Below are 15492 nucleotides of genomic sequence, written 5' to 3'. Positions count from 1 at the left end.
TTGAAGATGAAAATTATAAAAATGCTAATTCTGGCAGTTGTTTTTATGCTGACAGCAAGCAATAGCTTTGCACAACAGTTAAGCTTTAATGATGATATTAATACAGACTCTTTAAGAAAACGATGCTATGATTTTATAACAGGTGGAGCTTACACTTTAAAAGACCCCTTAATAAAATCTAAAATAGAATTGATAAGTCAAAATGCTTTAAATACATGGAAAAAAGGATTTGTAAGTGATACTTTGAACAGAAAAACCCTTTGGAAAGATTTGAAATTTGAAACATCTGCAGATATCACAACTTGTTATACCAGGCTACTTTCAATGACTACTGGTTTTACCATGCAAGGCACAGCGGTATATCAAGATGAAAACTTAAGAAATGACATTATTAATGCACTGGACTGGCTATATGCAAATAAATTTAACGAGCGTATGGCCATCCCTAAATCTGGAGGACATAATAATTGGTGGGATTATCGTATAGGTAGTCCTGATAGGTTATGCAACATCATGGTAATGATGTATGACAAGCTGAGTGTTAAGCAACGAGAGAATTATCTTAAGACCATAAGTTACAGTACACCAAGTGTAAGCAATTATACAGGTGCTAATTTATTGTGGGTAAGCAGAATTATCATATTGAATGGCATTCTTTCCGGAAACACCACAAAAATAAAATATGCTCGTGACGCAATAAAAGAGGTTTTTGAATATGTTAAAACGGGCGACGGTTTTTATAACGACGGATCTTTTATTCAGCATAACAAACATCCTTATGCAGGAGGGTATGGCGCAGCTTTATTAGGCTCGCTGGCCGAACTTATGTACCTCCTACCATCTATAAAAGCTGTTCCATCGAGTGAAAACGTTTACCACTGGGTTTACGACTCATTTGTTCCTCTGATTTATAAAGGAGGAATGATGAGTATGAGTATGGGACGTGAAATTTCCAGGAGTAATGTTTCTGAACATAGGAAAGGCCGTTCTGTTATAGAAGCAATGGTATTATTAGCAAATACAGCCCCTCCTCAGCATACAGCAAAAATAAAGTCGTTAGTGAAGACTTTCGTGATGGAAGATAACTCGGTTTCAAATTACTATTCTATATTATCTTCCATCACGATGATTAGGATGGTAAAAGCCATTGTTGAAGATAAAAGTATCCCTATTTTAAGCAATCAGCTTCTTTATAAACAGTTTGCTAATATGGATAGGGCAGTACAGCACACATTAAATTATGCTTTTGCGGTAAGCATGCATTCATCACGTATTTATAATTTTGAATCCATCAATGAAGAAAACCTTAAAGGATGGCACACTTCAGATGGGATGACTTACTTATATACCGCAGATCAAAAACAATTTGAAGATCATTTTTGGCCTACTATAAATTATCAGCGTTTACCAGGCACAACAATAGTAGATAACAGTAAAGCAGTTCAGAATAAGACAAATGGTATAGATTGGGTTGGTGGTGCCTCTATGCAAGATAAATACGGAGTTACAGGAATGCATCTAGCTCCTTTTGAAAGTTCTTTATCTGCTAAAAAATCATGGTTTATGTTTGATAACGAAATTGTTGCACTTGGTGCAGGCATCACTTATAAGGATAAACAAAATGTAGTGACTACTATCGAACAGCGTAGATTAAGTAAGAAGAACACGAATATTTTTACGATAAATGGGGAGGTGATGCCACAACTTTTTAATGTACATAAACGAAGCGGTATTCAATGGGCACATTTAGAAGGAAATGTTCCAGCTTCGGATGTTGGTTATTATTTCCCGGGTGGAGCAGAATTAAATATCGAAAGAAAGGTTCAAACAGGTTCATGGAAAGATTTAAGGCCTGTAAATTCTGATAAGGAAATAAATAATAATTATGTAACCCTCTGGAAAGACCATGGTAGCCCTGTAGAAGATACTAACAGCGCAGAAAATACGTACTCCTATGCGTTGTTACCCGGTTTTTCTCAGACTAGGGTAAAACAATATAACCGCAATCCCGAAATAGAAATTTTGGAAAATACTTCAAGTGTACAGGCTGTAAGAGACAATAAACTTAATTTATTAGCCGCCAATTTTTGGACAGATAGTATTCAAACTATAGCTATTGTAGGTGGACAACCTTATTTAACAGTTAATAAAAAGACCGCAGTAATGGTGTTAGAAGAATCAAATCGTATCATTATTTCTCTTTCAGACCCGACGATGAAAAATGAAAGTTATACGGAGTTAGAAATTCACTGTGACGCTTTAGAAGTACTTAAGAAAGATCCTCATATTACCATCAAACAAATTAGCCCTGTAATAAAATTATCTGTAGATATGAAAAACTTGCAGGGAAGAACTGTAGCGGTAGAGTTTTCAAAGAAAAAATAGGAAATATTTTATTCAGTATGTCTGGTGCTTTATCAATTTTAAATTAAGTTGTTTGAGCATTCACCCTCTTATTCCAGAATAGTGTATTCAGTATAAGCCATTTATAAGACCAAATAATTATGCTGGAAAAACGACGCAGCTTTATCAGACAAGCATCTTATTTAGCAACTTTATCTATGTTGATGCCTGCTATTCATGTACTTGCCCTTGAGAAGGGGAAAAAGAAAATTCTTTTAAGAAATTGTTGGCAAACTATAAATATCGGAGATATAGCCCATGTTTTTGGTATTATGGAACTGTTTATCAAATATATTCCTGATGTAGAAATCGTTCTTTGGCCGGTTCTAATAGATAATGGTGTTGAGGAATTAATTAAAAAAACATACCCTGAATTAAAGATTGTTAATGGTCGTTTTGATTTGGGTAAAGGAAAACCTGATACTATAGAGCTGCAAAAAGCTTTTGATGAGTGTCACCTTATGATTTACGGTTCTGGATGGTATTACGAGAAAAGTACCGATTTGAGATCGTGGTGGAAGACTACTAAAAAACCTTTTGGTGTTTATGGAGATACCGTTCAAGAGCTAAGTCCAGAACTACAGGACTTATTTAACCATGCCTCTTTTTTCTATTTCAGAGATACAGAGTCTCTAAAATATGTGAAAAGTTTGAATCTTAAATGCCCCGTACAGGAATTTGGTCCCGATTCTACCTTTGGGATAAATCTCCATAATGATAAAAAAGCAGAAGAATATCTCGAGTCGGTTGGACTTGAAAAAGGCAAATTTATTTGTGTAATTCCCCGGTTACGGTATACCCCTAACTGGAAAATGAAAGGTTATGTTCCTTCTGAAGAGGAGAAATGGAAGTATGAAGTTTCTTTAAAATATAAAGAAGCAGATGCTATTAAGCTAAGAGCAATTATAACTTCTTGGGTAGAAGAAACAGGATTGAAGGTACTTGCTTGCCCCGAAGTAGCTTTTCAGGTAGAGTTAGCAAAAGAAACTATTGTAGACCCTCTGTCTGATGAAATTAAGAAGAATGTAGTTTGGCGAGATAGTTTTTGGTTGACGGATGAAGCTGCATCAGTTTACGCTAGATCCAGAGCAGTAGTTAGCTTAGAAATTCACTCTACCATTATTGCTGTTGCAGAAAGAGTTCCGGCTATTCATATCAAGCACCCAACAGATACCCGTAAAGGCCAAATGTGGAGAGATATTGGATTAGCCGATTGGTATTTCGAAATTGACGAAACTCCCGCCTCCCAAATCATAAATAAAGTTTTGGAGATACACCATAATTACCCCCAGGCTTTAGCAAAGCTTGATAAAACCAGAGCTTATTTACAGCAAGTACAGAAAAACACCATGAGTACAATTGAAAATGTACTCATGAACAGCTAAATATTGGTACGCTTTTGATAAGGAGCGCTACTCTGCTTTTTTAAATTAAATTTTTTTATGAAAAGAATTCTACTTTTTGCAAGTTTTTGGCTTTCTTTTAGTTTTTTATATGGTCAGGGTATTTGGACAAAAGCAAGCAATAATTGGACATACGATTTAGGAACTAATACGGGTACAGGACTTTTAGGAGATTCCGGATATACCACCGATGCCATAAACACCACAACCAGTCCATCTGTACGGGGATTTATGCCTTATCCTCCATCAGGAAGTGTAAGCTTGGTAAACGTTGGCAGCGGTACAGGCAAATGGTATTTATTGGGTACTGCGTCTGCTCCAAAATTAAGATATGTCTCCTCCAGTGCAGGTAAAGTCTCTAAACTCTCTGCCTATAATATCGAAAACGCGACTTCCGTAGCCAGTTTTTTCTGTAAAATGGAGTTTAATGTTAATTCAGCAACAGCGCTGGATTGGAGGCTGGCTATCGGAAAAGGCACTACTCATATCAGAAATACAGCAGGCTTGCCTGCTGCTACATCTGTAACCAGTTTCCCTACAATTTTTTCAACGGTACGTTGGAATTTACTTACTGCCGGAACAAATTTAAATTTTACTTATACGCTAAAGACCAGTAATGATGCCACTGTAGTGATTGAGGTGCCAATTACTGGAATAACCTTTAGTAAAGGCAGTATCTATGATATGGAGTTTTATTATAATAATTCTTCCATCGTTCAGGATTATATAAGAGATTCAGTAACTTATTCTATACCAGCTCATTATTATCATATTTGGGCAAATGGAATAAGGTTGAGTGATGCTGTTTCGCATGATTTTCCGGGAATGCAGCTTGGAGAGAATCAGACATTAGACGGGATTGCTTTCCAAGGCGCTACCAGTACACCGGCCGGTTCATCAGAACTGTTATTGGGTAATCTTTCTATCAATCATGTAGAAAGTCCTTTAGGGTTTGACGAAGAAGAAGTAACTCCAGCAGATTCTATTTTACCCATAGTAGTTTTAGATTCTGCTAGAGTAAGTGTAATTTCCGCAATGATTCCTTTGCTTCCCAAAGGAATGGGAGAGCCTTATCACGAAAGGACAACATGGAATGCTTTGCTAGCCTCTGGAAAATTTCAGACACTGATAAACGAAGCGAATCTTGCGCTGACGCAACCCTTGCCGGCTATTACAGATTCCATTTATTTGGCTTATTGGACAGAAGGTGATTCGCAAACCGCCAAAACCATCATGGCTAAAAGACGCTATGTTTTAGCGGCACTTGTGTTTGCCGAGTGTTTTTATAATGATGGTACCTATATACCGGCCATTAACCAAGCGATCAATGATATTATTGGTCAAAAGTCATGGAATTTCCCCAGCGAAGACCGCTCAAAGCATAACTTTAATGGTACACGATATACAATTGCATTATGTGCGGCGGATTACGCACAAACTTTAGGACAGACTTATTATCTTTTAGATGATAAACTGGATACTTTAATGCGTCAGAAGATAAAAAATGCGCTGTATACCAGGATTTTTAATCCTACGATGAGTGCTATAAATACAGCTAATGCGTATGGCGAATTTGGTGATCTTAAAAGTGCAGGTAATCATAATCCGGTATGTATATCTGGAGTAGTAAGCGCCGCTTTAGCAGTTATACCTGCACCTATAGAGCGGGCAGCGTACGTAGCAATTGGCGAACGCTATTCCAACAACGGCGTTGCTGGATTTTTAAATGACGGGTATTGCACAGAAGGTCTTTCTTACTATAATTATGGCTTTGGGCGCTATATCATTTTAAGAGAACAGCTTTTGCAGGCAACCTCTGGTCACGTTGATTTATTCGACAGTCCAAAGATCAGGAAAATTGCAGAGTATGCGCCAAATAGTGAAATAATCAATAACGTTTACCCCACAATAGCCGATTGTACTATAGGCACCGGGCCGAGTTCTTCTTTACTATATTATGTAAATAAGAATTTAGGAATGGGTTTGAAGAGATATGATAGCTATACTTTTACAGGAAATACGAGTACTCAGCTTGTGGACATCATGTGGGGATTTCCAAATTCTGCATCATTAATTCCGGACACGGTAGCTTTATCTTCTCAGATAGGAATTCGTTCTTATTTTAATGTGGCAGGTGTGTTAACCTCAAGACCAGCAGCAAACACAACTTTAAACCTGGCTGCGGTTTTTAAAGGGGGAAACAATGATGAGGAGCATAACCATAATGATGTAGGGTCTTTTAGTGTGGTGTCCGGTTCTGAAATGATGATTGGCGATCCGGGCGCAATCCCTTATACTGCTAAAACTTTTAACTCCGAGCGATATACCTATAAAACTATCAATTCATACGGGCATCCGGTTCCTGTTGTTGCCGGGAAACTGCAAACCACATCAGCATTTGCCAAAGCAGTAGTGTTAGATACAGTTTTTGCCACTGCAGAAGATAAATTAGTGATGGATATTAAATCGGCTTACATGGTGCCACAATTGGTAAAGTTGGAAAGAACTTTTACATATAACCGTACCGATACTGGTTTCGTTTCTGTAAAAGATAACTTTGAATTTACCTCTGCCCAAACTTTTGAAACTGCATTAATCACAAGAGCGGTCTGGCAGTTAATTGCTCCAAACTGTATAGAATTACAAGGAACGAAAGAGAAAATCTATGTCTACATTGCTGTCCCGGGTGCTTTTACCATTACTCCGGAAGTAATCTCTGAAGAAGGAGGATTGCCATATACACGTTTAGGTATTGCTTTAAACATACCAATTCTTGCAGGGGAAATTACACTAACATTTCGCAAGCCAGGTTTCATTGCTGGCATCCCTGGAAATTGGTTACGGCCAACTACACAATGGAATTATAACTCGGGAACAAATTCAGGTGATGGGATATTAGGCGGTGCACCATTTACACAGGGAACTATAGTAAATACAACAACTTTTGGTGGTGTAAAGGGTTTTATGCCTTATCCGGAATCTGGAAGTGTGAGATTAGGTGGAATCACCGATGGTGCAGGAAAGGGTAAATGGTGGCTTACCGGAACAAACGAATGGTCGGCAATACGTTTTGCTTCTTCTAATAGCGGGAAAGTTGCCAAGTTAGCGATGTATGATATTGATGTAGCTACGGCGATAGCAAAAATAAGCTATAAACTCACATTTAATGATAGTACTACTACAGATGCAAACTGGCAATTCGCAATCGGCAAAACAGCAGGTACAACGCTTGCTGCGAACCAGATCAACGGTACAAGTGGTATTACTGGTTCTGGAACCGCCAGCCGTCCAGAGATATTTGCTGCTTTTAGGTGGTTGATGGCCTCCGCAGTATATACTTTTTCTTTCAGAGATAAAGCCAACGCTTCCGCAACCACCACTTTTATTGATATTAACTCTGGTTTTTTTAAGAAAGGCGGTACCTATAACATGGAATTTTATTGCAACAACTCTTCTGCATCCGAAAAATATATAAAAGGAGCAACAGAATACGCTGTTCCTGCAAGAAGTTATCATATTTGGGTAAATGATGAACAGCTGACCTACATCGGTTCTACAAATTTTCTGGCCAATGAGTTACCCGCAGATGAAGTAATTGATGGTTTTGTATTTACCAGTCAAACCAGTAAAACAGGAAATAGTAATAATATTTCTGCTGAAATGAGATTAAGTAATTTACAATTTGATGCTGCTCAAGATACACCGGTATTCCTCTTTAAAAACTTTTCTATCATAAGAGAAGACGAGAAAGTAAGTTTAAAATGGGAAGCAACCTCTGGAAAGCATGATGATGCTTATGAAATATTAAGAGCAGAGAATGCTTCTGCTGGCTTTCATCCCATTGGTGAAATAGATGCGGTAGCTGGCACTTCTGAAAGTTCTCAGTATATTTTTACAGATAAATATCCATTTAATGGGGCCAATTATTATAAGGTAAGACAGAAAGACGCGGACGGAATTTATACAGAATCAGAGGTGCTATCTATAAAAATGAGTGATTATAAAGACTTTTTTGTCTTTATGGATGCTACCGAACTTTTAAACGCTATGGTATTCTCTCAATCGGAAGGGACAGCTACTTTGAGGATAACAGATGTTTCTGGTAAAATTTTATTAGATAGGAATTATACGTTAATAACAGGTTATAATCAGTTTAATGTTGATTCGTCCTCTATTCCGAAAGGTGTGTATGTGGCAACTCTGTTAAAAGATAACAAACAGACAAGTATTAAATTTATAAAGTAATCGTACCAATTTCCATATGAAGCAATAGAAAGTCTGCTTTTTATCCATGTAGAGTCCACATTTTTATATTTAAACGTGGACTCTACATGGAAACATACTTATAAATATTTTAAAATATAAAGAAGTTGATATTTATGACCCGAGCTGCGTTTAAATTATTCTGAATAGCATTCACCCATTATAGGAGTTCCGGTGTATTCAGAATAATAATAACCAATAAAACCATTTATGAGGCAATTAACTACCCGCGTGGTAACTAAATTAATTGGAGTAGCAACCATTGCTTATTTTTCTGTTTGTAATGTTTCTGCACAAGAGACAAATAAAGCGCCGATTAATAAATATAGAATAAAGTCAACATATTCATTGGATCCAGCAAGGCTGAAAGAAATATCCGCCATGTTGCCTGAACAACCCAAAGGAATGGGCGAACCTGCATCCAATCGCTCTGCATGGGATAAATTATTAAATTCCGGTAAATTCGACAGGTTAATTGCAGATGCTGATGCTGCGATTTTAAGTCCGTTGCCAGAATTGACGCATGAAATTTACATGTCTTTCTTTAATTCAAACGATTCGGAAACTTCTAAAATGCTGGTCAGAAAAAGAATAGTGGTTTTTGGTGCCATGGTTTGGGCAGAGTGCCTGAAAAATGATGGTAAGTATATGCCCGGAATTGAGGCGGCTCTGGTAGATCTTATTAATCAGAAATCGTGGAATTTCCCGGCAGAAGATCGCAAGCTGACGAATTACAACGGAACATTATATACGATACATCTTAGTGCGTCATGCTATGCGCATGATATTGCGGAGGCGTTGTATCTATTGGGAGATAAAATCAAACCAGAATTAAGGAAAAAAGCGATGGAAGCACTTTATACAAAAGTACTTACACCAGCAATTACAGGTCATGATACAGGCAACGAACAGTTTGTTTCTTTAACTAATACAGATGGTAATCATAATACCGTTACAATCGCGGGAGTAACAGGTGCTGCGCTAGCCGTTATTCCTGATAAAAATGAGCGAGCTAAGTATGTTGCTATTGCAGAAAGATATATAAAAAACACGCTTGCAGGATTTCTGGATGATGGATACTGTACCGAGGGTTTAGGTTATTACAACTATGGTTTTAAGCATTATATTTTGCTTCGCGAAACCCTTTTACAAGCTACCAATAATAAAATAGATCTTTTTAATGATCCAAAAATAGACAAGATCGCACATTATGTCCCAAATATTGAGATCATGAATAATGTATTTCCAACCATTGGAGATTGCAAAATGAATGAAAAACCTATCAAATTTATGATGTATTATTTGAACCGTACACTTAATCTTGGGTTAAAAAATTATGGTGCCTATACTTTTGATGATAATTTTAATCCACCATTGCAAAACATTTATATGGCTTTTCCTACTGCGGCTACTTATTCCAACCCATCAGGAGATAAAAGTCATAAAACAGGAATCAGGTCTTATTTTGATAAAGCAGGTGTAATTACTGTACGCCCAGAAGAAGGTTCTTCTTGTAAATTAGGCGTTACTTTTAAAGGTGGTCATAATCAGGAATTGCATAATCATAACGATTTGGGTTCGTATACTTTAGTTGCAGATAAAGAATTGCTAAGCGGTGATCCTGGACTTGCTACCTATACCTCTAAAACTTTTACAGCAAAACGTTATACTATTAAAACCATTGCTTCTTACGGGCATCCAGTTCCGCTAGTTGCAGGAAAAGAGCAGTCTACAGGAGCTCAGTCAAAAGCCATTATTTTGAAAAATGATTTTACTGATAAAGAAGACCAGGTTGTAATGGATATTGCGTCTGCGTATGCTGTTCCAGAGCTTAAAAAATTATGTAGAAGCTTTACCTATAACCGGGAAAATGATGGATACCTCACAGTAGGAGACGAAGTTGAGTTTACTGAGTCTAAAGATTATGAAACTGTAATCATAACAAGAGCTAAATGGAAGCAAATAGGAAAAAACCAAATAGAACTTCAGGGGATAAAGGAAAAATTGATAGTTTCTATTCAATCATCTTCAGCTTATACAATAGTGTCCGAAACAATTACTGAGGCACCAAAACCCTATACAAGACTTGCCATAAGATTAAACGAGCCAGTAAAGTATGCAAAAATATCAGTGACTTACAAAAGGGTTAATTAACTTTTTTTTGAAATAGGTGTTAAATTTATTATGAAAAATAGAAGATTATTTTTAAAACAGGCATCGTATATGACAGTCTTGGGAATATTGGCTCCTGTTTTTCAGGCAATCGCTACAATAAATGGAGGTAAAAAGCAAAAGATATTGCTTCGTTCGGGATGGCAAACCATTAACATCGGAGACATTGCACATTCTTTTGGTATTATTGCTTTGATAGAAAAGTATATCCCGGAGGTCGAAATAGTGTTATGGCCAAATTTGTTGGATAGGGGTGTTGATGCCTTAATAAAAAAATATTTTCCCAAAGTGACTGTTCTGAGTAGTAAAACTTCTATTGATGGAAAGCGCTCTTTGGAATTACAAAAAGCTTTTGATGAATGTAACTTCATACTTCATAGTTCCGGCCCTTATGTAACCGCCAAAAAAAATTTGCAGGAATGGTGGGACGAAACAAAAAAGCCATTTGGTATATATGGCGTATCGTTAAATGAAGTAGATGGAGAATTACAGGAACTCATCAATCATGCATCATTCTTTTACTGCAGAGATACAGAATCCTTAAAGTATCTAAAAAACCTGAAATTAAGATGCCCAGTACAGAAGTTTGGTCCAGACTCTACATTTGCAATAAGTATCCATAATGCAGATAAAGCGGGAGCATATCTCAAATCTGTTGGTTTGAAAGAAAAGGAATTTATCTGTGTGATTCCACGTCTTAGATATACACCAAACTGGAAAATTAAAGGAAATATCCCCACCGAACTTGATATTTGGAAAGATAAAGTTTCCGAATTATACCGAAAAGAGGATGCCGAAAAGCTTAGGGAAGTAATCATTAAATGGGTAGAGAAAACAGGATTAAAAGTTCTTGTTTGTCCCGAAGTAATTTACCAGGTAGAATTTTCTAAAGAAACTTTAGTCGACCCTTTACCGGAAGATATTAAAAAGAACGTTGTTTGGAGAGATAGTTTCTGGCTTCCTGACGAAGCGTCTTCAGTATATGCCCAATCAAGAATCGTTATTGGTGTAGAACCTCATTCCCTTATAATGTCCATTGCTAATGGTGTACCAGCAATTCATATCAAACAGCCTTCAGATACAAGGAAAGGACAGATGTGGAGAGATATAGGTTTAGGCGAATGGTATTTTTTAATGGATGAAACGCCTGCATCCCAAATAACAGCTGTCGTATTAAATATTCATAATGATTATCCCGAAGCCATAAAGAAAGTAGAAAAATCGAGAGATTATGTTAGAAAGCTTCAAAAAGAACAAATGAGAGAAATCAAAAAGCTTTTATGAAATTAAAGATTTAATAAAAGTATGCGAGATAATCGACCATGTTATTATTGATAGTAAAATCATAAAAATGATCCGACCATTTGTTTTATGTTGTTGATTGTAAGCTTTATCACAGGTTGCAATCAAAAAAAGAGCAGTAGTTTCTATACCGTTACTTTGTTTTATTTACACGAAAACAGTGGCGATACGATATTGCACAATGAAGCTCTAAACAAGCTCGCGTTGCTAGAAAAAGAACAATACAACACAGGTACCCAAGATTTGGGATTTATGATGTATTGCAGTTTCGGTAACGCAATCAGATGTTATAAACAGGTATTAATTAATAGTGCAAAATCGTTAAGCTCTCGTTTCGATCCAAAAGTTGGGGCTATACGTTCATGGTAGCAGTGGTCGTAGTCCTTATGAAAATAGTCTTTCTTACGATAATAGGGGTAATTTACATATTTCATGGTGTTGGCGGGAAGGGGGGGAATGGTCTCGGAAGTAGGGATATATGCCATATTTACAGTCCCGATCAGGGTAATAACTGGTATAATTATAAAAATGAGAAGGTCGCCAGCGCAAGTACTAATAAAATTGTTGACACATTTACTCCCGGTATTCAACTTAAAATTCCTGACAGGACATGGGGACTGATGAACAGTCAGGCTCAGGTTTCTAACCGTGACGGTATATTCCATGTTGTAATGTATCATTTAAAAGAAAGAGGGAGCAGAACCGTCTTGGGCGAGATTAAAAAATTCAGCTTATTTTCACTACTATCAGGATAAAAAAGGCAAGTTGAAAGAATTTCAAATTCCGGCCATTGGTAATCGTCCTAAGTTGCTTGCAGATAGAAACAGTAATCTATATCTGATTTTTATAGAAAAAGATCCATTTGATAGAATTGTGAAATATTCGGGGGAAATTGAAAATTCTGCAAGTCACTAAAGAAAAGCAGTGGACAGACTGGAAAGAGGTTTATATTTTTGATGATGAATATTTTAATGAGCCTATGATTGACCAGAACAAGTGGGATAATGAACAAATCCTTCCTTACAGGATAAACCAGATGTATCTTCCGGAATATCTGTTGCTATTAAAGTAATAGATGACGGATTTAGTAACAGAAATAGGTAAGGAAGACCTACGCTATAAAAGCAAAAAACTATTATTAGGAATATCCTCTTTTCTAAATTTTTTTAAATCCAGTTGTGTGCTGGCTATTTAGGACTTCTGATTCATATCACATCGTATCTCTTTCAATTTTTAAATTAGAAATAAGCATGGCAGTTCACCCGTTGAGCTTGTTAAGGTGTATATATAAATATAAATCATATGCGATTACTAAGCGATGCTTATATGTCTCATGCTTAATAATTAAACGAATATAATATGAAATTGCAACCTCTATTACTATTAATTTTTATTGGCAAATTTGCCTTTGCCCAAACACAGGGTGTATGGACAAAACCTGTTACAACATGGAAATACGATTTAGGAGCTAATACCGGTACAGGAGTATTAAATTCAGGAATAGGCTATACTACCGAAACAACAGGTGGGAATAGAGTTTCAACTGCATCTTCTAATCAAGGTTTTTTACCTTATCCTCCATCAGGAAGTGCTATGCTTTCAAATATAGCAACACCACCTGTAGGTACAGGAGAATGGAGCTTAGAAAATTATTTGTCGTCTGCCTCTATAAAATTCATTTCTTCAAGGGCAGGTAGGGTAGCTAAGTTTTCACTATATAATATAGGTAATGCATCTCCAGTTAGTAGTTTTTTTTATAAGATATCTTTTGCTGATGCAAATGTAGATGTAATGGACTGGCGTTTTGGTATTGGATTAACAAATGGACGTGTTAATCAATTAAATAATACCACTGCTGGTATACCTGGAAATACATCTAAAACAAGTTTTCCTAATTTTTTCGCAACCTTAAGGTGGGCCGCAAAAGGTAGTGAAATTCCTTTTTCTTATTGTTACAGAGGAGTAGAAGCAGATGGGGAATCAGAAGGAAATACCTATGAGCGTAAACTTAATGGCGCCACTTTCTCAAAGGGGGGCACTTATAATATGGAGTTTTATTGCAATAATTCTTCAGGAGATCAACATTATCTAAGAAATAAAGTTGACTATGCTGTTCCAGCTAATTCCTTTCATATATGGGTTAATAGTGTGCAGTTGACAGCTAATGGGTCTCCGAATATTGGCAGCTATCAACTTGTTCCTAATCTTAAACTAGATGCTTTTGTATTTCAAGGCTCCACAAGTATACCAGCAAAAGCTGCTGTTTGTTATATAAGTGATTTCTTAGTTAACCAAGTTCAAAATCCACTGAAGTAATATGATTTTAGCTTTTTCGCAATTTATTAGGCTAAATAAATCCTTTTAATAATAATAATAATAATAATAATAATTAACCTTAATGAAATAATTATGAAAACAAAACTTTTACTTTTATTATTTATTACAGGTACAAGCTTTGCCAATGCACAAGGTGTATGGGAAAAGGCTTCAACCTCATGGGTGTATAACCTTGGTGCAGGAACAGGTAATGGCACAATAGACGGATCAGGGTATATAGGTACTGTTGCCACCACTTCAGCACCCCCTGCAACAGTAGGTTTCATGCCTATTCCACCTTCTGGAAAGGTGAAACTTTCGAACAAAACTACAGTAGATATAGGAGAAGGTGAATGGTATCTAAAAAATTATTTGTCAAAGCCCGCACTTAAATTTATTTCTTCAAGGAGTGGAAGGGTAGCTAAATTTTCTATGTATGAAATTGCCAATGCTACTCAAGTAGCCAGTTTTTTTTACAAGATCACTTTTGAAGAAAACAGTTCAATGACAGAGATGGATTGGCAATACGCTATAGGAAGAACTAACGGAGCTTCAAACCAGTTAAATAATGAGAATAGTGGTATCCCTGCCAACCCTTCAACGCAGTCTTTCCCAGATTTTTTCGCTACTGTTAGATGGCAGATACCAGTTGCGTCTCCTGCAAATTCAAATCCGGAATTTAGATACTGCTATAAAGGGTCAGGAGGAAACGGAGAAACAGCTGGAACCACATATGAACGAGTATTGAATGGTATCACCTTTTCTCAAGGTGTTAGTTACGATATGGAGTTTTATTGTAATAACTCTTCTGAGGTGCAAAAATATGTGCGTAATACAGTTACATATACATTGCCTTCTAATTCCATGCATATATGGGCAAACGGAACTCAATTAACTGCCAGTATAAGTGGTAGTTCAACAGCTAATATCCCAGGTTACAATTTAGAACGGGACAATAAATTAGACGCGTGTGTTTTTGTCGGGCAAAGAACGTCAATAAGCGGATCAACAAAGCACTCTACTAGCTATATTCAGAATATCGAGATAAACCATGTTCAAACTCCATTGCCAGTTTCTTTAAGATCATTCAACGGTACAAGTAAAGGATCATCAATATTGTTGAAATGGTCAACTGCATCAGAACAAAATAATGCAGGATTTGATGTACTAAAGAAAACAGAGACTTCAGATTTTAAAGTTATAGGTAATGTGGCAGGTGCAGGTAATTCAACAGAAATAAATACCTATTCATTTACCGATTTTAACCCTTCATCAGGTCCTAATTATTACCAGCTAAAACAAATTGATAATAATGGCGAATTCTCACTTTCTAATATAGTGGCTTTAAGTTCTTCTTTAGAAAATCAAGAGTTGAAAATCTATTTGAATAGTGAAGGAAAATTAATGGCATCCGTTTTTTCGAAAAAACTAATAAGTTCCTCTACTATTATCATAACTGATATATCTGGAAAAATACTATTAAATCTGAATACACCTTTGCAAGAAGGGTATAATACCCTCAGCTTAAATGTGAACAACTTGGTAAAAGGCATATATACTGCATCTTTAGTTACGTCAGAAAATAAATTGAGTACTAAATTTATACTGTAAATAGTATTTATACTGAACAGCC

The 15492-nt window shown here is 36.4% G+C and carries 10 protein-coding genes; all 10 read left to right on the top strand.

What is annotated here, in order from left to right; genetic code table 11:
* The first annotated feature begins 6 nt into the window (after positions 1 to 6).
* The 10 genes from B176_RS19440 (at position 7) to B176_RS0110970 (ending at position 15470) form a co-directional block, all read left to right on the top strand.
* Complete coding sequence (locus tag B176_RS19440; RefSeq protein WP_017258868.1) at positions 7 to 2385, top strand: polysaccharide lyase 8 family protein; 2379 nt, start codon at positions 7 to 9, stop codon at positions 2383 to 2385.
* Positions 2386 to 2504: 119 nt separating this feature from the next.
* On the top strand, positions 2505 to 3788 hold the full coding sequence (locus B176_RS0111010) for a polysaccharide pyruvyl transferase family protein (protein ID WP_017258867.1): 1284 nt from the start codon (positions 2505 to 2507) through the stop codon (positions 3786 to 3788).
* 57 nt (positions 3789 to 3845) lie between these two features.
* Positions 3846 to 8051, top strand: a complete 4206-nt coding sequence (locus tag B176_RS0111005) for a T9SS type A sorting domain-containing protein (RefSeq protein ID WP_017258866.1) — start codon at positions 3846 to 3848, stop codon at positions 8049 to 8051.
* Between the two features lie 228 nt (positions 8052 to 8279).
* A complete protein-coding gene (locus tag B176_RS0111000) occupies positions 8280 to 10223 on the top strand; it encodes a heparinase II/III family protein (protein ID WP_017258865.1) in 1944 nt (647 codons plus the stop codon).
* A 30-nt stretch (positions 10224 to 10253) separates the two neighbouring features.
* Positions 10254 to 11525, top strand: a complete 1272-nt coding sequence (locus tag B176_RS0110995) for a polysaccharide pyruvyl transferase family protein (protein ID WP_017258864.1) — start codon at positions 10254 to 10256, stop codon at positions 11523 to 11525.
* Positions 11526 to 11612: 87 nt separating this feature from the next.
* Positions 11613 to 11912 (top strand): hypothetical protein, encoded by a 300-nt coding sequence (locus tag B176_RS20960; RefSeq protein WP_017258863.1) that lies wholly within the window; start codon positions 11613 to 11615, stop codon positions 11910 to 11912.
* A gap of 17 nt (positions 11913 to 11929) precedes the next feature.
* Complete coding sequence (locus tag B176_RS0110985) at positions 11930 to 12298, top strand: BNR-4 repeat-containing protein (RefSeq protein WP_161603025.1); 369 nt, start codon at positions 11930 to 11932, stop codon at positions 12296 to 12298.
* A gap of 137 nt (positions 12299 to 12435) precedes the next feature.
* Complete coding sequence (locus tag B176_RS0110980; RefSeq protein WP_017258861.1) at positions 12436 to 12615, top strand: hypothetical protein; 180 nt, start codon at positions 12436 to 12438, stop codon at positions 12613 to 12615.
* Positions 12616 to 12902: 287 nt separating this feature from the next.
* Complete coding sequence (locus tag B176_RS0110975) at positions 12903 to 13859, top strand: hypothetical protein (RefSeq protein WP_017258860.1); 957 nt, start codon at positions 12903 to 12905, stop codon at positions 13857 to 13859.
* A gap of 93 nt (positions 13860 to 13952) precedes the next feature.
* The gene (locus tag B176_RS0110970) at positions 13953 to 15470 is read left to right on the top strand and encodes a T9SS type A sorting domain-containing protein (RefSeq protein WP_017258859.1); all 1518 of its coding nucleotides are present in this window, start codon (positions 13953 to 13955) and stop codon (positions 15468 to 15470) included.
* Positions 15471 to 15492 lie beyond the last annotated feature (22 nt).

The organism is Pedobacter arcticus A12 (genome assembly GCF_000302595.1).
Classification (GTDB): domain Bacteria; phylum Bacteroidota; class Bacteroidia; order Sphingobacteriales; family Sphingobacteriaceae; genus Pseudopedobacter; species Pseudopedobacter arcticus.
The sequence above is the reverse complement of the archived record's forward strand: the minus strand, read 5'-3'. Positions and strand labels throughout refer to the sequence as shown.

Excerpts from the sequence above, each read along its gene's own strand:
- B176_RS19440 (WP_017258868.1), top strand. The coding sequence starts at position 7 with ATGAAAATTATAAAAATGCTAATTCTGGCAGTTGTTTTTATGCTGACA.
- B176_RS0111010 (WP_017258867.1), top strand. The coding sequence starts at position 2,505 with ATGCTGGAAAAACGACGCAGCTTTATCAGACAAGCATCTTATTTAGCA.
- B176_RS0111005 (WP_017258866.1), top strand. The coding sequence starts at position 3,846 with ATGAAAAGAATTCTACTTTTTGCAAGTTTTTGGCTTTCTTTTAGTTTT.
- B176_RS0111000 (WP_017258865.1), top strand. The coding sequence starts at position 8,280 with ATGAGGCAATTAACTACCCGCGTGGTAACTAAATTAATTGGAGTAGCA.
- B176_RS0110995 (WP_017258864.1), top strand. The coding sequence starts at position 10,254 with ATGAAAAATAGAAGATTATTTTTAAAACAGGCATCGTATATGACAGTC.
- B176_RS20960 (WP_017258863.1), top strand. The coding sequence starts at position 11,613 with ATGTTGTTGATTGTAAGCTTTATCACAGGTTGCAATCAAAAAAAGAGC.
- B176_RS0110985 (WP_161603025.1), top strand. The coding sequence starts at position 11,930 with ATGAAAATAGTCTTTCTTACGATAATAGGGGTAATTTACATATTTCAT.
- B176_RS0110975 (WP_017258860.1), top strand. The coding sequence starts at position 12,903 with ATGAAATTGCAACCTCTATTACTATTAATTTTTATTGGCAAATTTGCC.
- B176_RS0110970 (WP_017258859.1), top strand. The coding sequence starts at position 13,953 with ATGAAAACAAAACTTTTACTTTTATTATTTATTACAGGTACAAGCTTT.